Annotated in this window: 19 protein-coding genes; 7 read left to right on the plus strand and 12 right to left on the minus strand. The window is 54.3% G+C overall.

Going from position 1 to position 21,175, the window contains the following annotated elements; all coding sequences use genetic code 11:
* Positions 1-15: 15 nt before the first annotated feature.
* The 5 genes from TU81_RS10845 to TU81_RS10865 form a co-directional block, all read right to left on the minus strand.
* On the minus strand, positions 16-1,167 hold the full coding sequence (locus TU81_RS10845; RefSeq protein ID WP_038978342.1) for a polysaccharide pyruvyl transferase family protein: 1,152 nt from the start codon (positions 1,165-1,167) through the stop codon (positions 16-18).
* The gene (locus TU81_RS10850; RefSeq protein WP_038978341.1) at positions 1,164-2,624 is read right to left on the minus strand and encodes an oligosaccharide flippase family protein; all 1,461 of its coding nucleotides are present in this window, start codon (positions 2,622-2,624) and stop codon (positions 1,164-1,166) included. The genes TU81_RS10845 and TU81_RS10850 overlap by 4 nt, the downstream gene beginning before the upstream one ends.
* Positions 2,621-3,892 carry a DUF6369 family protein gene (locus TU81_RS10855; protein WP_038978340.1) on the minus strand — a complete coding sequence of 424 codons (1,272 nt, stop codon included), beginning with the start codon at positions 3,890-3,892 and terminating at the stop codon, positions 2,621-2,623. Before TU81_RS10855 ends, TU81_RS10850 begins: the two co-directional genes overlap by 4 nt.
* A gap of 209 nt (positions 3,893-4,101) precedes the next feature.
* The gene (locus TU81_RS10860) at positions 4,102-6,330 is read right to left on the minus strand and encodes a polysaccharide biosynthesis tyrosine autokinase (protein WP_048395032.1); all 2,229 of its coding nucleotides are present in this window, start codon (positions 6,328-6,330) and stop codon (positions 4,102-4,104) included.
* Positions 6,331-6,375: 45 nt separating this feature from the next.
* Positions 6,376-6,816: a low molecular weight protein-tyrosine-phosphatase gene (locus TU81_RS10865; RefSeq protein WP_455430315.1), complete on the minus strand. Its 441-nt coding sequence runs from the start codon at positions 6,814-6,816 to the stop codon at positions 6,376-6,378.
* A gap of 654 nt (positions 6,817-7,470) precedes the next feature.
* On the opposite strand from TU81_RS10865, the gene galU reads away from it, so the two are divergent.
* The 3 genes from galU (at position 7,471) to rfaH (ending at position 9,315) form a co-directional block, all read left to right on the plus strand.
* Positions 7,471-8,304, plus strand: a complete 834-nt coding sequence (gene galU, locus TU81_RS10870) for a UTP--glucose-1-phosphate uridylyltransferase GalU (protein ID WP_007900875.1) — start codon at positions 7,471-7,473, stop codon at positions 8,302-8,304.
* Between the two features lie 76 nt (positions 8,305-8,380).
* Positions 8,381-8,812 carry a phosphohexomutase domain-containing protein gene (locus TU81_RS10875; RefSeq protein ID WP_038978337.1) on the plus strand — a complete coding sequence of 144 codons (432 nt, stop codon included), beginning with the start codon at positions 8,381-8,383 and terminating at the stop codon, positions 8,810-8,812.
* The gene (rfaH, locus tag TU81_RS10880; protein ID WP_038978336.1) at positions 8,809-9,315 is read left to right on the plus strand and encodes a transcription/translation regulatory transformer protein RfaH; all 507 of its coding nucleotides are present in this window, start codon (positions 8,809-8,811) and stop codon (positions 9,313-9,315) included. The genes TU81_RS10875 and rfaH overlap by 4 nt, the downstream gene beginning before the upstream one ends.
* 110 nt (positions 9,316-9,425) lie before the next feature.
* On the opposite strand, the gene TU81_RS10885 is transcribed toward rfaH, so the two are convergent.
* The gene (locus TU81_RS10885; RefSeq protein ID WP_038980185.1) at positions 9,426-10,262 is read right to left on the minus strand and encodes an undecaprenyl-diphosphate phosphatase; all 837 of its coding nucleotides are present in this window, start codon (positions 10,260-10,262) and stop codon (positions 9,426-9,428) included.
* 324 nt (positions 10,263-10,586) lie between these two features.
* Between TU81_RS10885 and TU81_RS10890 the strand changes: the two genes are divergently transcribed.
* Entirely contained in the window at positions 10,587-11,003 is a 417-nt protein-coding gene (locus TU81_RS10890) for a hypothetical protein (RefSeq protein ID WP_038980184.1), read from the plus strand.
* On the opposite strand, the gene TU81_RS10895 is transcribed toward TU81_RS10890, so the two are convergent.
* The 5 genes from TU81_RS10895 to TU81_RS10915 form a co-directional block, all read right to left on the minus strand.
* Positions 10,997-11,899 (minus strand): universal stress protein, encoded by a 903-nt coding sequence (locus TU81_RS10895; RefSeq protein WP_038980183.1) that lies wholly within the window; start codon positions 11,897-11,899, stop codon positions 10,997-10,999. The genes TU81_RS10890 and TU81_RS10895 overlap by 7 nt on opposite strands.
* A gap of 201 nt (positions 11,900-12,100) precedes the next feature.
* Entirely contained in the window at positions 12,101-12,700 is a 600-nt protein-coding gene (locus TU81_RS10900; RefSeq protein ID WP_038980182.1) for a serine protease family protein, read from the minus strand.
* A 341-nt stretch (positions 12,701-13,041) separates the two neighbouring features.
* The gene (gene arsJ, locus TU81_RS10905; protein ID WP_048395035.1) at positions 13,042-14,262 is read right to left on the minus strand and encodes an organoarsenical effux MFS transporter ArsJ; all 1,221 of its coding nucleotides are present in this window, start codon (positions 14,260-14,262) and stop codon (positions 13,042-13,044) included.
* 9 nt (positions 14,263-14,271) lie between these two features.
* Complete coding sequence (locus tag TU81_RS10910) at positions 14,272-15,276, minus strand: ArsJ-associated glyceraldehyde-3-phosphate dehydrogenase (protein WP_048395037.1); 1,005 nt, start codon at positions 15,274-15,276, stop codon at positions 14,272-14,274.
* A 47-nt stretch (positions 15,277-15,323) separates the two neighbouring features.
* Complete coding sequence (locus TU81_RS10915) at positions 15,324-15,686, minus strand: metalloregulator ArsR/SmtB family transcription factor (RefSeq protein ID WP_048395038.1); 363 nt, start codon at positions 15,684-15,686, stop codon at positions 15,324-15,326.
* Positions 15,687-15,870: 184 nt separating this feature from the next.
* On the opposite strand from TU81_RS10915, the gene TU81_RS10920 reads away from it, so the two are divergent.
* The 3 genes from TU81_RS10920 to TU81_RS10930 all read left to right on the plus strand — a co-directional run bounded on the left by TU81_RS10920 (position 15,871) and on the right by TU81_RS10930 (position 19,094).
* Entirely contained in the window at positions 15,871-17,994 is a 2,124-nt protein-coding gene (locus TU81_RS10920; protein ID WP_048395039.1) for a TonB-dependent receptor, read from the plus strand.
* A gap of 301 nt (positions 17,995-18,295) precedes the next feature.
* Positions 18,296-18,559, plus strand: a complete 264-nt coding sequence (locus tag TU81_RS10925) for a PepSY domain-containing protein (protein WP_038980177.1) — start codon at positions 18,296-18,298, stop codon at positions 18,557-18,559.
* A gap of 7 nt (positions 18,560-18,566) precedes the next feature.
* Positions 18,567-19,094: a cytochrome b/b6 domain-containing protein gene (locus TU81_RS10930; protein WP_038980176.1), complete on the plus strand. Its 528-nt coding sequence runs from the start codon at positions 18,567-18,569 to the stop codon at positions 19,092-19,094.
* Positions 19,095-19,157: 63 nt separating this feature from the next.
* Here TU81_RS10930 and TU81_RS10935 read toward each other — a convergent pair whose 3' ends face one another.
* Positions 19,158-20,834 carry an MFS transporter gene (locus tag TU81_RS10935; RefSeq protein ID WP_048395041.1) on the minus strand — a complete coding sequence of 559 codons (1,677 nt, stop codon included), beginning with the start codon at positions 20,832-20,834 and terminating at the stop codon, positions 19,158-19,160.
* Positions 20,835-21,175 lie beyond the last annotated feature (341 nt).

The raw sequence follows: 21,175 nt of genomic DNA on the forward strand, positions 1-21,175 counted from the left end.
GTTGCCCCTCGAATCTTATTTGTTATCGACCCATTTCAAAAAATCATCGACAGCATTTTGTGCGATGGATGATCTCTGTGAAATCTCTTGCTTGAGGTGCTCTGCCATTTGCTCTTTGGACTGTCTGAATTCGCTAATGGTCGCCATGATCAGGTTATGGTCAGGAGCGCTGACCAATTTGGTGCCACGCGGAAGCATTTCATGGACTTTTTTCAGTTTGTTTTCGATTTCAACTGCGATGGTTGGATAACCTAAAGAGGCAGGCAGAAGCACGCCGTGCGCCCTGGCGCTGATAATGACATCGGATTCAACTATCAATTTCGCCATGAACGTCTCTGGCGTGTCGACTGCGGCATCCCAGCACAACCATTCAAACGTGTGGTGCTTATCAATAAGATGCTGGTCACGTTCTTTATAAAGTGATACCAGACGAACCTTCTCTCCACGTTTGGACATTTCATGAGCGGCCTGAACCATTGCCGCGATGAACTTTTGTCCATTCACGTCATGCGGCCAATCGCGCAGGATAAAGGATAGGTATTTGTTTTTATTTACGCTGTTTATGTTCAGATCTTTGGTGGAAATCCACAGATCGGAAAGTAGGGTCGGGTCCGTGTACACATCCACATCTGATTTTCCAAACGTATTGCAATGCTTTTGGCTTGTACCATCCCTGACGGAAATATAGTCACAACGATTAATGACATTGACTGCGCGAGTCAGCTGCTTGCCACCACCATCAAATGGGCCTAAACCAATACAGAATGCAGCAAGACGACGATGGAAAAAAATCTTGTCGATGCCACCGCGCATCCCTACATACAAACGTAGAAGGGTGGATTTTAAATCGGTTTGCGCTTTTATACTCTTATAAAGCTTTGACGCTTTAAGCGTAAGAGTGGAGGCTTTCTTGGACGGAGGGATGAACGAGAAAAACTGACCACCGCCGCCCAAAACAACCAGATCAGCTTTGACAGGTTCCTTGATATGTAACCATTTTATGCGCGGGTTAAAATTCTTGGCGATAGCCGGATGGTCGACACCGACTGCAATGTCCGACTCTTTGAATCTCTTTTTCAGAATATTGATGACGCATAACATTAGTATGTCATCACCTAAATTACCAGGACCGTAAGCACCACGGATATAAACTTTACTGGAATTCATGCTGGGTTTCCAATTTCTACGGGTTCATTGAACATAGTATTCAAGGTAAACGTTGTTGCAGCAATGTATACAAATATCATGACCACTATCATCAATCGATACAGAGTGCTTTCAATGTATGAACTTGATACGAAACTGACAAAAGGCAATGCCCACAAGATCAGTATTCTGGGGGAGATGAGTAATTCCAAAGGCAGTATTTTTTTGTATATGAAATAGGGCAGACCAAACAGGAAGTGTATTAATTGCGAGCCAATGAATGCTTTTGCAATGCCGACGGCGCCCTCCTCCCTCAGAAGCAGAGCTCCGGATATGAATAATATGCCCCATAGAATATTACTCATGACGCTGTACCACGCCAAATCCATCACGATCATCTTTCTTGAGATACCGGATTTAAATGCACTTAGCAGCGAACCCAGAATGACCAGAATCAACGTTATTTCAAAGTCCCGACCCAGAAAGCTATCCCCATAGAGTTTTGCCAGTAGTTCGGGAAACATGATGACCGGCTGTATAACAATCAACACGACTAACCAGCCGGATAGAAAGTTCAAGGCGTCTAACTTCCGGCTTTTACCTCCCAGGGTTGCGGCTAGCATCGGGACAAGCACGGAACCTAATACCACGGAGACATGTGAGAATATTGCATTCCATTGCATGGCGGCTGCGTACATTCCTAACGCGGCGAGTCCGTTACTTGTTTCTGCCAGCAATTTATTCGCGAGCCAATTCATCGGGGCGACCATCAAGCCTGTCAGCAAGACCGGGAGTCCGACCGAAAGAACGGTATGCTTTTCAGTCATTACACCTTTGAAACTGAGCGTAGTGTTCTTTTCCTTTAGTGTTTTCCAGCACGCGAGGGCGCTAAAAAACACGATTAACAGTTGAGAGCACGCCAGTCCCAGCAAGGCGCCATTGAGTCTGAATTTTGTCGTCAGGAAGTAAGTCCCCGGGATCGCGACGATGGCGATAATTCCATTGATTGTTGCAATAGACCGATATTGCCCCCAACCGGTTAAACACCCTTGGGTCCATCCAGACAAAATGATGAAGGTGATGGTACTCACTACAATCAGTGATACATATTTCAGATTGTCGGAGCCAAGAATGATGTTAGAGAAGAAAAGCGGAAAAAATAGAGCGACACCAATGATCATGACACTAAAAGACACGGCAAATATCAGCGTTAGAGCGATACCCTTGCCCGTTTTTTCGGGGGAAACCTCTTTAAATTGACCAATATGTTTAGCCGTCGCCGTCGTTGTGGCTTGGGCTGCAACATTGGCGAGCATGACAATGGCGCTTTGTATCAGGCCATATTCTCCAAATGATTGTGCACCCAGCACTCTGGCGACCAGGATGCCGGTAATGACAACCGAAACTTTTGTGGCCACTGCCGATATGAAACTCCATGCAGTACTGGACACGAATTTTTTCAACAGTGCGTTGTTCATCTGGCTTTAACCTGAAAGGATGGGGCTATCAGCGGTTGATGAAATGTCAGTGTTTTTTTACGTTGCCTGACGGCATGCTCCGCGACGACGCGTAAAATGATCGCGCTATAAGCGATTCCGATAGCGTACGGCTGATAAGGCGTGGCCGATACAATGAACATCAGCGCCAGAAAGGTGGCTATTGATACCGCAACCCGGGTTTTTAAGTGATGGGTCATGGACGTAGTAAATACGAATAGCAAGTACAAGCCGATGACCCCATATTTAACAAAGTACGTTAAGTAAGCACTGTCGATATTCGAGTTTTTGTCATCGAGGCCACGGTATTCAAACCAGGGTATTTCAAAAGGAGTTCCGGCCCCTAGACCAACGAAGTAGTGCATGGGATTCATATTACGTATCAAGTCCAGCGCAGGGCTGAAGCGAGTGGTTAACTGAACCGCCAGGCCTTCAGACGATAAAGCATCATTGATTCGATCAGCACCGATCATGTTGCTGATCCCAATGAAGGCCATCAGCACGACTGAGCCTAATAGCACGATGCCTATCATTCGGGCAGGCTTTGTATATTGGTGAATGATGATGGCTGCAAAAACAGAAACAAAAATGAATCTTGAGTTGGCGATGAATAAACAGATGAATGAGGTCATCAAACAGATTCTCGCCAGCTTCTTTTTGTTCTCAAATAGCCCAGGATCTATGAAGTAGTATATTAAATATGCAACGGCTGCGTACGTGCCACCATCGAGGTACCTGTAAGCGTTTTCTTCATAGTAGACGTCTTGAAAACTGTACAGCCCCAATCGTAACCAAGCAATATCCAATACATTGAAAGCGGTCATCGCAATCAATATTTTCAGTACCGTTTGTAGCGTCAAGGTTTTCGCGGCAAGGGTGGCGATGTTCGTGAGCACTATAAATGACAGGATCATTATAAAAGGTCGGATATCTTTCAATAAGTACTTATTCGGGGACCCTATCAGGCCGCACGCGAGTAGTACCACATAGAGCCCACAGCCGAAAAGAAGGCCGGCGGGTACTGTCAATTGACGTTTTTGTGTCACGACCTGTCTTGTCAGTAATGCACTCAATGCACCTGCTATATAGAAATCAAAAAAATAGAGGCCTTTTAACGATATTATTTCGCTGTAGGAGTTTCCGGTAGGGATGACAGATAGCATGACGCCCAAAAATACAATTGAGTATTTTGGGGTTTTTATTGCAAGCAAACCCGCTGACAGGGCGATAAGCGATAACAGGTAGAACATGGTTTGGTATTCTTTATGCTGATGTTGTCATTTGACACGCTACCGCCCCAGGATTTTTCGTCATCTTCCTCAGGACGTAGTGTTTCCATGAAATATCGGTTTGATCATGCCTATTGGCATGATCCCGCGTAGCAATAACGACAAGCACTCAAGAACAACAGCAACGCCGTCAAAGATCTGAACTTATGACGCGACCCGTTCAACACTCATCAATTTTTGTCGGAGGCGTAGGCATAGTGGTAATAACCATAATCACTGTAGCCATATTTATTGGAGGCCTTTTTCTCCACGCCGTTAAAAATCGCACCTTTAATGGCAACGCCATTCTGGGAGAACCGACGGACCGTCAACTCGATTTCTTTCGCCGGGTTCAGTCCGTAGCGCGTCACAATCAGGTTGGTCCCGGACAAGCGCCCGACGATCGCCGCGTCTGTCACTGCCAATATTGGCGGCGTATCGAGAATCACCAGATCGTATAGCTCGCTCGCCTGCTCCAATAGCGCGCTGAAATTGGCGTGCATCAGTAACTCGGAAGGATTGGGCGGGATTTGACCTCGACTGACAAAATCGAAGTTGTCAATTTCGGTCTTATGGATAGCAGTGGCTACATCGCAGCGCCGGGCCAGGATATCGGAGAGCCCATTGTCAGAATTAACACCTAACACTTTGTGCAGATAACCTTTGCGCATGTCGACGTCGATCAACAAAACCCGCAACCCGGTTTGTGCTATCACCACCGCGAGGTTAACCGACACGAAGGTTTTACCCACCTGAGGGCTAGGCCCGGAAATCATCAGACGGTTATTGCCGGCCTCATGCATGGCGAAGTGCAGACTGGTACGCAAACTGCGCAACGCCTCGACTGCCAGATCGGTGGGATGAGTGACGGCCAGCAATGTAGAACCGGCACCGGAACGCCCTCGTCCGCGAGAGACTTTGTCTTCTTCACTTTTCTGCAGAATGCTGTAAGGAATCGATGCATAGACCGGCAACCCAAGTTGCTCGATGGCTTCCGGACTTTCCAGCCCCCGGTTCAGTGCCTTGCGTACCAGTACCAGGACCACCGCCAGGAAACCGCCAAGAATCGTGGCGATCAATACAATCAAGACTTTTTTCGGCTTGACCGGTTTGAAAAAATTGACGTCCGCGGTGTCGATCAGACGCACGTTACCGACCGTCCCCGCTCGCATCACATCCAGCTCCTGAGACTTGTTCAGCAACTGGGTATAAATGGCGGTACCGACCTCTACATCCCGGGTAAGGCTCAGCAGTTCTTGCTGGGTGGAAGGAAGGCCCTCCACCTTGGACGCCAAACTTTTCTGCTTGCTGCTCAACTCACCAATCTGGGTCAACAATGCGCGATAGGCGGGATGTTGGCGGGTGAATTTTCGGTCCATCTCGGCTTGCTGCAACTTCAACCCTGAGATGCTGGTATCAAGCCCGACAATCTGATCGAGAATGGCTTTGGTTTCGAGCGTGATGTCCACGGACTTGCTGCGCGTTTGGTATTCATTCAAGGCATTCCCGGCTTTTTCCAGGTCCTTCTTGACCACCGGAAGTTGCTCTTTGAGAAACGCCAGGCTCTGCGCTGCTTCAGCTGAAGTGCGCTCTACGTTTTGCCGCACATAAATAGCGGCAATTTCATTGAGGGTTTTAATGGCCTGATTCGGATCTGTGCTTTCCAGCGCCAGCCCGATCATGCCCGACTCTTTTCCGCGCTCGGTTACATCCAGATCCTCTTGGTAGTCGAGGATGCTGGTCAGGCGAGAATTGCGGATGATTCTGAAGCGGGTTCCAGGATTGGCTTGCATTTCTTCTATCTGAAACTCAACGCCATTTTGTTCGAAAAGTTGTCCCGCCTGGCTGGCGACCAACAGATTGTCGTCTTCGTCCACCAGGGTGTAATGACCACTTTCACCCGCGGTCAGGGTCAACTTCTTGCCCAGTTGCGAGTCGGGAAGATCCAGTTTGAATATCTTCAGCGACTCCCCTCCCCAGGCGAAACTGTTCAACCCCAACAAGGGGTCGGCTATTTCACCGGGATTTTTACTCTGGAATCGACGAGCCAGGAACTCACCAACCACCGGGAAGTACATCGGTTGTATGACAATATCAAGTTTCAGGTTATCGACCGTTTTGCCAATCACCGCACGAGATTTGATCAGTTCGATCTCGGTCGCCGAAGGCGACTCTTTTCCCAACATGCTGCTGACATCGGAGAAGCCCAACAGATCATTCTTTTTCGCTTCGACCTGCAACAGCGCATTCGCTTGGTATACCGGGGTCGCAAGCACCGCGTACGCGACCCCAGCCACCATGAACGCACCGGTAACCGCGGCAATCAGCCATTTATGGTCGATGAGTGTTCCAAACAGGCCGAGAAGATCAATCTCGTCATTGTCGTCGTCCCGCACGTTAACTACCGGTGCTTGCTGCATAAGTCGGATTCTTTGCCTGTATTACGATTCAAAAAGGAGTGGCCATCAGCGCGCCAGGCGCTGTGCCCATGCGAGTACGGCTTCTTCGATCAACGCATAAGCGTGCACAAAAGCAGGTTTGCCTTGACGGTAGGGGTCGCTGATTTCGCGTTCGTCTTGCCATTTGCCCAGTAGCAACACTTTGCCTCGCGCTTCAGGGGCAATGTTGAGTACCCCGCTGACATGCCGTCGCTCCATCACCAGAATCAAGTCCGCCTCGCTGACGGCTTGAGGCGTGAGTTGAACGGCCTCATGCCCATCGGGCTGATGACCATGCTCTTTGAGTACGGCGTGTGCCGTCGCCTCGATGGGTTTGCCCGCCAAGGCAGCGAGGCCAGCCGAGCTGACCTCGATATCGGAATGAACGAGCGCCCCGCGCAGCAGATACTCCGCGGTGGGACTGCGGCAAATGTTGCCGACGCAGACAATCAAAACCCTTTTAAGCAAGATAACATTCCCCGTCTTGTCAACATTGGCGGTGACATAGCACTTGCCGAACATAAGAGCTTTAAACTACGAATGAATCCGGGTATTTATAACCCCAGTAACTGCAGCTGAAACTTTCAAACCATCAGTGCGTATTTATTACCATGACGTTTGAACAGCCCCCAACTTTTTCTTCAGACAAAAAATAACATTTCACTCTTCGAGCGCGAAAATAACAGTTCGAGAATTTATCCAGACAATTTCTAACAATTGCGGTTTTCCCACGACCGTTCAATCTAAATTACACCGAAATAGCGGGTGGCTAATATATAGCCGCTCCGTTAGTGCATTGCCAGGGCGTCAGACATTCGGTTAGAAGTTGGGTAAGAGATGCCTTGGGCAATAACTTTGTTTACAGCGGGTTGCGTCAGGAATATGCCGTGGAACAACCAGGCATGCTCGCCGGCCAACCGACCGCCCGATTTTCTCTGCCCCCGCCTTGCGCGAAACATGGCGTACAGGCCTTTCGCTGCCCATGCAGCGTTGCCAACATTTTTTCTCGAGTGATCGAGCCATTTAGAGCCCGCACTCTCTAGCGTTACCGGTTCCGACAAGCAGTCGAACCTTTCCTACTGCCATTAGCCATTCCATCTGTCTACTTTCAAGGACGCTTCCATGATTCGTAAATGCCTATTCCCCGCTGCCGGCTATGGGACCCGCTTTTTGCCCGCCACCAAGGCCATGCCGAAGGAGATGCTGCCGATCGTCAATAAGCCGCTGATCCAGTACGCCGTCGAGGAAGCGCGCGACGCCGGCCTGCAACATATGGCCATCGTCACTGGCCGGGGCAAGCGAGCGCTGGAGGATCATTTCGATGTCAGCTTCGAGTTGGAACACCAGATTCGCGGCACTGATAAGGAGCGATTCCTGGAAGGCACTCGTGAGCTGATCGACACCTGTACTTTTTCCTACACCCGCCAGGTGGAGATGAAGGGCCTGGGGCACGCTATTCTCAGCGGTCGTTCGCTGATCGGTGATGAGCCATTCGCCGTGGTGCTGGCCGACGACTTGTGTCTGAACCTGGAAGGCGACGGCGTACTGGCGCAAATGCTCAAGCTCTATGAGCAGTTCCGCTGCTCGATTGTGGCGATTCAGGAAGTACCTCGTGAGCAGACTCAGAAGTATGGCGTGATTGCCGGCGAGCTGATTCGCGAGGGTATTTACCGGGTCAACAGCATGGTCGAAAAGCCTCGCCCGGAAGACGCCCCGTCCAACCTGGCCATTATCGGTCGGTACATTCTGACCCCCGATATCTTCGACCTGATCGCTGATACCGAGCCTGGCAAGGGCGGTGAAATCCAGATCACCGACGCATTGATGAAGCAAGCCCAGAACGGCTGCGTGCTGGCCTATCAATTCAAGGGACGGCGCTTCGATTGCGGCGGTGCCGAAGGTTACATCGAAGCCACCAACTTCTGTTTCGAGAACCTGCATCAGAACACCTTGTGACGGGGCTGAACCCTGACAAACGTGTGCGTTATCGAATTGATTTTTCGGTCTTTATTACCCTATGGACGAAGCCTCTATGAAGACATTGAGCGGTTTCAAGGCAGATGACAGTCGCCGCCCGTATGGCGCTGACCTTAAAAACAACCTCGCGTACCTCATCGTGCGCGCCTATGCGTCGGAGCTGATCTTTCCCCGCGTGCAGAAACCGCCGGTGCTGCTGGTGGAGCGCATCGGTGCCTTCCCCTCCTCCGGGGAAATCCGCCGTCACGTCAAGGATGGTCCGGCGTTGCTGGCGAGCATCAGGCAGCGTTACGCCGCCGACGCCCTCGACATCGACGAGAGCGATGGGCTGAGCCTGGTCTTTACCGACTGGCGTCTCAGCTTGCGTCTTTTGGACGAGGGTTGCGTGACTTGTCTGACTGTGGAAAGTCGCGGCGACAGTTCGCTCATGCAGCACAAAACCGCCGAACTGCTGAGGCAAATCGATGCAGGGAGGGAATTCGAATGAACGCGATTGCACAACACGCCGCCAAAGCCTGGTATCTGCTTCAGTGCAAACCCAAACAGGATGAGCGCGCCGAAGAACATTTACAGCGCCAGGGCTATGCCTGTTTTCGCTCGACCTACCGGCGTGAGCGCGTTTTGCGCGGGCAGCGTCGAGTGATCAGCGAGTCGTTGTTTCCAGGCTATCTGTTTATTCAACTGAGCCTTCAGGACAGTTGGGGCCCGCTGCGCTCGACCCGCGGTGTTTCGCGAGTCGTCGGGTTCGGCGGTCAGCCACTGCCGATCCGCGATGCGCTGATCGACGAACTCCAGGAGCGAGACAGCCAGGCGATCGTGACAACATTGTTGAGGCACGGAGATACGGTGCGCATCACAGAAGGCCCGTTCTCCGATCTCGAGGCGGTGTTCCTGGCCATGGATGGCGAGGAACGGGTGCTATTGATGATGAATTTTCTGCAGCGTGAACAGCACATCAGCTTGCCACTGGCCGGCGTTAACAAGATTTAAATTTTGTAGGAGTGAACGGCCCTAATGTAACCGCTTTTCGTAGGAGCCAGGCTTGCCGGCGAAGGCGATCTCAAGGACGCCTTCGCCGGCAAGCCTGGCTCCTACAAAACCTATGCCCCCTCCGAGAGATGATTCCAGTCGATCCAACCCAAAAACCATGTCGCCAGAATCAGCAAACCGAACGCGATCCGGTACCAGGCAAACACCGCATAACTATGGTTGGCGATGAACTTGAGCAAACCACGCACGGCAATCATCGCAAAGAGGAATGCGGCCACAAACCCCAAGGCAAACACCGGCAAGTCTGCGGACTGGAACAGGTCGCGGTACTTATAGCCCGAGTACACCGCGGCCCCCACCATCGTCGGCATCGCCAGGAAGAATGAAAACTCGGTAGCCGTCTTGCGTGACAGGCCAAACAGCAACCCGCCGATAATCGTCGAACCCGAGCGCGAAGTGCCGGGGATCATCGCCAGGCATTGTGCGCAACCGACTTTCAAGGCATCGGTCCAGCGCATCTCGTCAACGTGATCGATAACCACCACATGCTCACGTTGTTCCGCCCATAACATGATGACTCCACCTATCACCAACGCCACGGCGACGGTGATCGGGTTGAAAAGATATTCATGGATTTTGTCGGCGAACATCACCCCCAGAACAACCGCCGGTAAGAAACCGATCAATAAATTCAGAGTGAAACGTTGCGCATTACGCTGGGTTGGCAAACCGGTAGTGATCTCCAGAATCTTGCGACGAAACTCCCAGACGACCGCCAGAATAGCCCCCAACTGAATGATGATATTGAACGCCATGGCTCGCTCACCGCCGAAGTCGAGCAAGTCCGCGGCAATAATCTGGTGTCCCGTACTGGAGATGGGCAAAAACTCTGTGAGCCCTTCAACCAATCCTAGAATCGATACCTGCGTGGTGGTCCAGAAGTCCATTAATCCCCCGTTAAACCCTCTCGACTGAAAGGTCTGTTGATGATGCCGAGCATTTAAATCCTGATCGCGATTAAACCTGTCGGACCCGCGGAGGATTAAAGCGCACTCTCTGCCTGCTTGAGCTAAACGTTATAAAACGTCCATGTCGGAGCGCCGGGCTGGCCTCTTGCAAATGGCCTGCGCCTGCGAATGAAATTGTTTTGCAGGACCGGTACTTGTGCATCGCGAATCTATGGATGCCACTCATCGTCGGATCATTGACGTTTTGACTTTGGGCGCGCGCAATGCTCTACCCGAAAATGATCGCCCAAGAGAAAACTCCAGATGGCAAAGATCACAGTACTCGCCGGTGACTTCCCGCAGTGCGACGGGGAATATCACCTGGGAACCATCACCCTCAAAACGTCACTCAAACCCCGGCTTGGAGCAAGCTTCCCGGTCTCGGAATTTAAAGATCTGACCATTCAGAACACTGATTCAAACAAGAATATAAAGAGCGCCATAGGCCTGGGTCTCGCGGGCGCCATGCTACTCGGCCCCGTAGGAGCCATCGCCGGCTATCTGCTCGCCGGCAAAAACACCGAGGTGACCTTTATGGCCACACTGAAGGACGGCGGAAAGCTGCTCGCGGCGACCGATAGTGACACCTACCGGGATATCTCGGCACGCGCCCAGAATAAATCCCGAGCCGGCCGCCGAGGCCCCCTTTCCAACTCACTTAACAACGGACCCAGTCATTGATCCGTTTGCCCGGTGACAGCGAAAATGTTGCAGGGCACCCGATACAGAACATGCTCCGTGGTACTGCCCACCCACTTGTCCAGCCCCTTGCGATGCGCATTACCCATGACGATCACATCGGCCCGGTGATGCGCAGCAAAGTCGACCAGCGCTTTACCGGGCGGCCCTGCAACGAAGTGTTGCCGTTCGGTGGGCACGCCGTAATGATCGGCCAATGCGATGAATGACTTATGCAAAGACTTGCGCACGTCGCTGTTGAAGCCAGGCATCGTCACTGCACCCGCGCCTGCATCAGACATGTGCGTCTGCGATAGGTCGTAGGCATACAGCAGATGCATTTCTGCATCGCATTGCATTGCCAATTCGTTCGCAGCCTGGATGATCAGGTCGTTGATTCCAGTGATCTGAGTCTCTGGGTGCGACGGATCGACTGCCGCCACGATCACCCGCGGAAGTGGGCAACTGACTTCGCTGACCAGATGGACAGGCACCGGACATTCGCGCAGCAGATGCCAATCCAGAGGCGTGATGAAAACGCGTTTGAGCGCCGACTCATGCTGCACGTCCTTGATAACCAGATCCGCCTGCGTTGCTGTCACGTGCTGAAGGATCTCTTGCAGCGCGTCGCGAGTGAAAAGCACCTCGGTACTTAGCTGGATCCCGCGTCCACGGATCAGATCGGCCTCATCCTTGAGCCATTTTTCGTTCTCTTGCTGACAAGCTTCACGAAACCGCGCACTGGAGTGGATCAAACCCAGGAGGTTGAAGTCTTCGATAAACACCGTGATATGCAGCGCTGCGCCCGTGGCTTCGGCAAGGGCGACGGCCCGCTGCAGTGCCGGCGTGTGACGCATGGTGGGGCCGGCTATTAGAAAGAGTCGTTGATATTGGCTCATGTCACACCTCCAAACGTTCTGGGAAATCTGCTAGCCCCCCAGCCTCTCGTCTGTCGCACCGCCAGCGATCTGCTATCGCCTCAATGACCTGGATCGACACAATCAATATACGCCTGGATTCAACTAACCCGCCAAGATGTGGCTCATCGTACCCACTACGATGAACCCCATCCCGACGGCCAATTGATTGACGACGCGAAGTTACTTCTTCGCATACTTCGCGCCGTGCGGATCGTTAAGCTTCACCTGCATCAGTTCCCATTCACGCTGAATGATCGAGTAAGGGATAAAGATGCTGACTCTCTCAGCCCCCTTTAACCCAGGGTGAAAACTCACATCATTAAGGGTGGTGGAGAAAAAGCCGACATTGATACCGACAATGCTGCCGTCATTGCCGATGACGGGACCACCCGACATCCCCTTGATCATCGGGGCATCATGGATGGCATAGCGTTCGCCGCTGCCTTCATCACTATTGATGAAAGGTGCCGGGTACACTTTGCCTTTGCCGGTGACGGTCGTCATGTAGGGGCTCGCCCCCACGGCCGTGATGTGTTCACCCACACGCGGTGCGCGCCATGACGGGTAGCGGCCGTCGGCCTTGTGCTGGATGAAAACAAGGTCGCAGCCGGTGCTGCAGCTGTATTCCACGTTGCGGATAAGGGGGGTGTGACGGGTGGTGACGGCGTAGTCCTCGTTCCATTGCACGGCCGAGGCCATGTACAGATAGGGCAAGGGAAAGCCTGAGAAGACAGAAAAATATGAATCGTTGGCAGGCCCCGACAAGTCGGGTTTTACCATACCGTTGCATCCTGCAAGAACAGCTCCTGTTAAAAAGTAGGCCATGATTTTAATCATGATTATCACCGACTTATAAGGAGGATTTGATTTTTGTTGTGACGTTTCTCTTAGTTGTCAGTTTCTTGTAGTTTTCCTCACAGCGTGGCGGGGTGCGTTTATTTATGGCTGAGGTTTTAATAAATGCGTATGAATGAATTGTGCTAAGACTAATTGCTTTTCGATCCATATAACAAATTGCAGATATTTGACGCCTGAAAAATGGCAGAAGACCGAATAAAAGAATAGAAATGGAAGTTGCTATATTGCGAACAAAACTAGTGAATCGCCGCCTTCAGAGCAGCTTAAGTCACTTCGGCATGCCTCGGTAACGCCACAGAAATCAGCGCTGCGAAAATAACAAATGCGCTGGATATCCATAAACACGCCCCCAGCCCGAAAGCCTGATAAACCCAGCCAGAGAGCACGGTGCCGATCAGCCGTCCCATGGCGTTGGACATGTAGTAAAAACCCACGTCCAGCGACACGCCGTCTTCCTTGGCATAGGACACGATCAGGTAGCTGTGCAGCGAGGAGTTCACCGCAAACAGCGCGCCAAAGACCATCAATCCACCTAACAGCACCCCTTGTTGCGACAACCCGGTGTTCAGCCCCAGAGCGATTGCCGCGGGCAGGCCTGCCAGAGCAAGCGCCCATAGAAACGCAGCGCGACCATCAGGAACATGCCCCCGTTTCTTGCCGGTGATTCGCGGTGCGAACGATTGCACGATGCCGTAGCCGATCACCCAAGCCGCGAGGAATCCACCGACCTTCCAGAAGTCCCAGCCAAAGACGCTGCTCAAGTACACCGGCAACGCCACGACAAACCAGACATCGCGGGCACCGAACAGAAACATCCGGGCCGCTGACAGAATGTTGATCGCCCGGCTCTTGGACAGGATGTCGCGAAACCTGGGCTTGGCTTTCGCCTTGCCCAAATCCTTCTTCAACAGGATCAAGCTGCTGACCCAGATCAGCGCCAGAACACCCGCCATGGCCAGCAGCGCGCCTTTGAACCCGATCAGGGCGAGCAATGCCCCGCCGAGAAAGAAACCGACACCCTTGAGTGCGTTCTTCGAGCCGGTGAGGATGGCTATCCATTGGTAAAGCTTGCCCTGCTGTCCATCGGGCACCAGAAGCTTGATCGAGCTTTTGGCGCTCATCTTGTTCAGGTCTTTAGCGATACCCGACAACGCCTGCGCGCCCATCACCCAAGGAATCGTCAGCCAGGCCACTGGCACCGTCAGCATCAACAGTGCCGCAACCTGCATCCCCAGCCCGATGTTCATGGTCCGGTTCAGGCCCAGGCGAGCGCCGAGATAGCCGCCCACCAGGTTGGTGATCACACCAAAGAGTTCGTAGAACAGAAACAGCGCCGCGATTTGCAGCGGGCTGTAGCCCAACGCGTGAAAGTGCAGCACCACCAACATGCGCAAAGCGCCGTCGGTGAGGGTGAAGGCCCAGTAATTGCCCGTCACGAGCAGGTACTGCCGCACTTCAGGAGCGAGGGCTGACAACGCTTTCATCACCGCTCCTTAAACGGCCAGGCCGACCATTCTGGCCAGTTCGACGGTGCGGTTCGCATAACCCCATTCATTGTCATACCAGGCATAGAGTTTGACCTGGGTGCCGTTGATGACCATGGTCGACAGCGCATCGATGATCGAAGAGCGAGGGTCGGTGCGGTAGTCAATGGACACCAGCGGACGCTCCTCGAAACCGAGGATGTTTTTCAGTTCGTTTTCGGACGCGTCCTTGAGGAACTGATTCACTTCTTCAACCGTAGTGACGCGCTCGACTTCAAAGACACAGTCCGTCAGCGAAGCGTTGGCCAATGGTACGCGTACGGCGTGGCCATTCAGACGCCCGCGCAATTCCGGGAAAATTTCGGCAATCGCGGTGGCCGAGCCGGTGCTGGTCGGGATCAGACTCATGCCCGAAGCCCGCGCTCGGCGCAGATCCTTGTGGGGTTGGTCGAGGATGCTTTGAGTGTTGGTCAGGTCGTGGATGGTGGTGATCGAACCGTGGCGAATGCCCAGCTTTTCATGAATCACTTTGACCACTGGCGCGAGGCAATTGGTGGTGCACGATGCGGCGGTGACAATACGATGTTCCGCCGGGTTGAACAGTTGATGGTTGACGCCCATGACGATGTTCAGCGCGCCCTTTTCTTTCACCGGAGCACTGACCACCACGCGTTTCACGCCTTGTTCGAGGTAAGCCTGAAGCACCGCGACGGTCTTCATTTTGCCGCTGGCTTCAATCACCAGATCGCAGCCGGACCAATCGGTGTCGGCAATCGCCTTGTTGGCGGTAACTTTGATTCGTTTGCCGTCGATGACGATGCTGTCGCCTTCGGAGTCGGCCTGGTCATTCCAACGACCATGCACCGAGTCGAAGTTCAGCAGGTGCGCATGGGTTGCCGCGTCGCCTGCCGGATCGTTGACCTGCACGAACTCAAATTCTGGCCAGCTCCAGGCCGCGCGCAGAGCGAGGCGACCGATGCGGCCAAAACCATTGATGCCCACTTTGATAGTCATGTTGGTGTGCTCTGTTTCTGTTGTCAGGGGTGGCGCTTTTGGAATCATCAAGCCGGGCAGCAAGCCGCTGCCCGTTCAGGACGGTCACCCATTTCTTCAAGGCGTTTGGCATCCGGGCTCAGCCAGTGCTTGTTGGCTTCGAGCACCACGGTCAACACCTGATGCACCCAGCCCGGCAGATCCGGGTGCAGTCGGTAGTAAACCCATTGACCCTGCCGACGGTCCGAGAGCAATCCGCCTGTGCGCAATTGCGCCAGGTGCCTGGAGACTTTGGGCTGGCTCTCATTCAACGCACAGGTCAGTTCGCAGACGCACAGCTCTCCCTCACGGGCGATGAGCAGCATCATGCGGACCCGGTTGTCGTCAGCCAGGCATTTGAAAACAGCGGTCGGCGTCAGTTGGTCAGCCATTGGGTTTCTCTGCGTTGGGTGTTCACGCATCAAAGGTGAATACAGGTATATGCGTTTTTTCGAATATACGTTTTCCCGCATGTATGGGTCAACGGCAAATGTGTCGACTCTGTATGTAAATGATATTTATTTACTTACAAAAGATAATCGTTATCATTAGCGCCAATAACTAAAAAAGGAGCTCATGGTGGCTTTACCGCGCATTTACCCAGCCTCTCTCTCACTGCTGGGGCTTTTTGCAGTACCTGATTTGCAAGCACAAACCCAGTCGCCATTGGCCCTGCCTGCAACCGCCGTGACCAGCGATTACAGCGAGCAGAGCTACAAGCCGACCGACAGCCGCAGTGCTCTGAAGATCGACGCCCCGCTGCGGGATATCCCGCAAACGGTGAACGTGATCCCCCAGAGCGTGATCAAGGATCAGGGCGCGCAGTCGATGGAGGACGTGTTGAAGAACGTCCCCGGCATCGGCCTTTCCAATGGCGATGGCCAGCGCGACCAAGTCACCATTCGCGGCTTCAGTGCTATCGGCGACATGTACGTCGACGGCGTTCGTGACGACGCGCTGTACTTCCGCGATCTGTCCAACGTCGAGCGCGTGGAAGTGATCAAGGGGCCGGCAGCGGTGCTCTATGGGCGTGGCTCATCCGGTGGCCTGATCAACAGCATCAGCAAGAAACCCAACTTCACCCCCAAACAGGAAGTGGGTGTCAGCTTCGACAGCGAGGGTAAAAAGCGCACGCAGTTCGACGCCGGTTGGGCCGATCAGCAGCAAAACGACAAGGCATTCCGGGTGACGGGTGCCCTGGAGAACAGCGACACCTTCCGCGATGACGGCTATATCGATCGCAAGGCCATTGCGCCTTCGGCCTACTTCAAACTCTCCGACGATCTTGAGCTGAACCTGGGGGCGACGTACCTCTACGACAAACGCTTGATCGACTTCGGCATTCCCGCGCGGGGCGATCGCCCGGTTGATGTCGATCGGGACAAGCGCTTCGGTTCCGCCGACCCGGATGACGATTACACCCGCAGCGAAGTGTTTTCGTTCACGGCCGGCGTCGACTACCGCATCAACGACGACTTCACCCTGAGCAACACCAGCCGCTACTACCACTACGACCTGGATCGCAACAACACACTTGCCGACTCCAGCCCGACACGTTTCGTCACCGCCCCCAACGGCGAGCTGCTGGTAAAGCTCAATCGCGGCAACGTGCAGCGTAAAGAAGATGGCTGGTTCAACCAGACCGAACTGAAGCAACAGGCCACGCTCGCCGGAATGAACCACAACCTACTCTATGGTGTGGAGCTGGGGCGTCAGGTCAAGGATCAATCGGTCTTCAGCCAAAGCAACGTAGCGCGCGTACCGGTGTACCGCGATGGCTTGGTCGACGTGCCGTTCCAGGCCAACCGGCAAACCGCCAGGGGCACCACTACCCAGGACACAGCCGGTTTCTACGTCCAGGATCTGATTGAACTGACCCCGCAATGGAAAGCACTGCTGGGTGTGCGCTATGACGTGTTCGACCAGGAATATTCGGATGACCTGACGCGTGCCACCATGTCCCGAACCGACAACACCTGGAGCCCGCGCGCAGGCCTGGTCTATCAGCCTGATCAGGTTCAGTCCTACTACATTTCGGTGAGTCGTTCTTACCAACCCTCCTCCGAAGTCTTCGCCCTGAGCACCACCAACCAGGACCTTGAGCCGGAGCAAACCACCAACTTCGAGATCGGTGGCAAGTGGGACCTGCTCGACAATCGCCTGGCGTTGACGGCGGCGCTGTTCCGGCTGGAACGCACCAACATGAAAACGACTGATCCGGCGAACCCGACCAAACTGGTCCTGTCGGGTGAGCAGCGCACCGACGGTCTTGAACTGACCGCCAGCGGGCAGTTGAGTGACAAGTGGCAGGTCTATGCCGGCTATGCCTATCTGGATGCCGAGATCACCAAGTCCAACAGCCGAACCAACGGCGTTGCCAACGAAGGCCAGACACCCACCCTGACCCCGCGTCACAGTGCCAACCTCTGGCTGGTGCGCTCGCTGACCAACACCTGGCGCGTAGGCATGGGGGCGAACTATGTCGATGACCGTTACACCGCCCTGGATAACCAGGTGGTCATGCCCGCTTACACCACCGTGGACGCGGCATTGCTCTATAACTTGCCGAAATGGGATATGGCGCTGCGCTTGCGTAACGTCTTCGACAAGGACTATTACGCCTCGGCCCATGGCTCGGTGGACCTGATCACCCCCGGAGCACCACGGACTCTGGAGCTGAGCACCAACTACCGGTTCTGATTAAGACTTGAAAACAAATGCCCTTGCCGGTCAGGTAAGCACAAATCCCTGTGGGAGCGGGCTTGCTCGCGAAGACGGCAGCACAGTCAATATTGATGTCGCCTGACACACCGCTTTCGCGAGCAAGCCCGCTCCCACAGGTTTCTCGCCTTAACTGATTGGCACGGGTCAAACGCCCGGACGTTTGTTCGCAGCCCGCAACATCGTGACAACGATTCAAAGCTCAACTAACCTTCAGCGCGCCGAGAGTGATTGAGAATCTCTCGCGTTGTCAGACAACAACAATATTCGAGGAAAACCCATGCGCAAACTTCTGTTGCTCTCCCTGCTTGCCGCCTCTCCCCTGGCCTTCGCCGGCCCTCAATGCACCACAACCGACAAGGCTCAATGGCAAGACCAGGCCAAATTTCAGGAAGAGCTCAAGGCCAAGGGCTACAACATCAAGAAGTTCAAAGTCACGAGCGGCAATTGCTACGAGATCTACGGCTGGGACAAAGACAAGCGCAAAGTCGAAATCTACTTTGACCCGGTCACCGGAAAAGTTGTGAAAGAAGAGATCGAATAGGTCCCCAGTGAAAGCTGAAACCCTGCGCCTCTGGGACCCTCTCGTACGCGTTTGTCATTGGTCCCTGGTGGTTGTCTTCATCAGCGACTACTTCCTCAATGAGGAAGGCGACGGCTGGCATCGCTGGCTCGGCTATTACGCCGTGGCTGTCGTGCTGGTGCGTGTGGTGTGGGGGTTCGTCGGTCCGCCATCGGCGCGTTGGTCAGACTTCTGGCCGACCCCGACGCGGCTCGCTCAGCATGGTCGGGCGCTGTTTTCCGGCAAGGGCTATCACCGCATGGGGCACTCGCCCATCGGAGCATTGGTGATGGTCCTCATGCTGCTGTTGATGACCGGCCTGGGTATCAGCGGTTTTTTGATGGAAGAAGTGGACTATTTCTGGGGCGAAGACTGGCTACGCGATGTCCACGAATTTATGGCCGATGCGCTGCTCGCACTGGTTTGCGTGCACATCCTCGCGGCGTTGGTGGAAAGCCTGCGCTTGCGTGAAAACCTGCCCCTGTCGATGATCACGGGCCACCGTCGTAAGCGCTAGCTCTCAAAGCTTCCTGATACCGCACATTGCCCTCCCCCTTGCGGGAAAGGGCGAGTGCCAACCTTATGTGTGATGAATTTCCCGATCTTTGGTTTCCGGCAGGAAGAACGTGCCAAGAATGGCCGTCATCACGGCGATGACGATGGGGTACCACAGCCCGTAGTAAATATCCCCCGTGGCCGCGACCATGGCGAACGCCACCGTGGGCAGAAAGCCGCCGAACCAGCCATTGCCGATGTGATACGGCAGCGACATCGAGGTGTAGCGAATGCGCGCCGGGAAGAGTTCCACCAGCCAGGCGGCGATCGGGCCGTAGACCATGGTGACGTAGATCACCAGGATGGTCAGGAGCAGCAGCACCATCGGATAGTTAGTCTTGGCCGGGTCGGCCTTCTCGGGGTAACCGGCGTCCTTGAGGCCGGTGCCGAGGGTAGCGACGAAGGCATCGTTGCGGGCCTTGAAGTCCGCGGCCGCCATGCCGGTGCCCTCGAAGCTCTGGATCACCTTGTCGCCGATGCGCACCTGCGCCACAGCGCCCGGTTCGGCCTTTTCGTTTTTGTAGGGAATAGCCTTCTTCGCCAGCAGGGTCTTGGCAAGGTCGCAGGAGCTGGTGAATTTGGCCTTGCCCACCGGGTCGAACTGGAACGAGCACTTACTCTGATCGGCGATCACCGTGACCGGGTTTTTCTCCTGCGCGGCGAACACGTCGGGGTTACCGTATTGGGTCAACGCGTGGAAGATCGGGAAGTAGGTCAGCGCCGCGATAATGCAGCCGGCCATGATGATCCCTTTGCGGCCGATGCGGTCGGACAGGCTGCCGAATACGATGAAGAACGGCGTGCCGATCAGCAGCGAGCCGGCAATCAGATAGTTGGCGGTCTGCGGGTCAATCTTCAGCGTCTGCAACAGGAAAAACAGCGCATAGAACTGTCCGGTGTACCAGACCACCGCCTGGCCGGCGGTACCGCCGAGCAGCGCCATGATCACTATCTTGAGGTTATCCCAGCGGGCGAAGGATTCGGTCAGCGGCGCCTTGGACGACTTGCCTTCTTCCTTCATCTTCAAGAACACCGGCGACTCGCTGAGTTGCAAGCGGATGTACACCGAAACGATCAGCAGCAGGATCGACAGCAGGAAGGGAATCCGCCAGCCCCAGGCCTCGAAGGCTTCGTTGCCGAGAAAGGTTCGGCAGGCAAGGATCACCAGCAGCGAAAGGAACAGGCCGAGGGTCGCGGTGGTCTGGATCCACGAGGTGAAATAACCGCGCTTGCCCTTCGGCGCATGTTCGGCCACATAGGTCGCCGCTCCGCCGTACTCACCGCCCAGGGCCAGGCCTTGCAACAGGCGCAGGGTGATCAGGATGATCGGTGCCGCCACGCCAATGGTCGCATAGCCGGGCAGAAAGCCCACTATGGCGGTGGAGATACCCATGATGACAATGGTGATGAGGAACGTGTGCTTGCGCCCGATCATGTCGCCCAGTCGGCCGAACACAATGGCGCCGAAGGGACGTACGGCGAAACCCGCAGCGAACGCGAGCAGCGCGAAGATGAAGGACGTTGTCTCATTGACGCCAGCGAAGAAGTGCTTGGCGATGATCGCGGCGAGGGAGCCGTAAAGATAGAAGTCGTACCATTCGAACACGGTGCCCAGGGACGAGGCGAAAATGACCTTGCGCTCCTCCTTGGTGATCCCGTGGTGGGGCGCGCTGCCCGTGGATGCGTTGTCGATTGCGGCCATGAGTCTTCTCCGTCTTGCTCTTGTTATAGGCCGGAGTACCTAACTCTCTTTTTACCGCACCCAGGCCCTAGGGCTATGTCATCGGATTACGGATTGCGCAAAGCATGCAAACAGGCTGACGGCCTCGCATCGCTGCAAGGTTTCTTGAAGCATAATCGGCTTCGCGCAGATATCCACTCGGCCATCCCGCTCAACCCCCGGCCGACGCGCTATCGAATGACTATTCAGGGCCGGTGAAATCCCACGCGAAGCGTCTGGATGGCGCCCCGCTGATGTCTATTCTTCGGGCGACCATCGCCTGGAACTTCGCAGCGAAAGAATTTCGTATACCCTATCGCCAT

The sequence above is a fragment of the Pseudomonas lini genome, from assembly GCF_001042905.1.
Classification (GTDB): domain Bacteria; phylum Pseudomonadota; class Gammaproteobacteria; order Pseudomonadales; family Pseudomonadaceae; genus Aquipseudomonas; species Aquipseudomonas lini.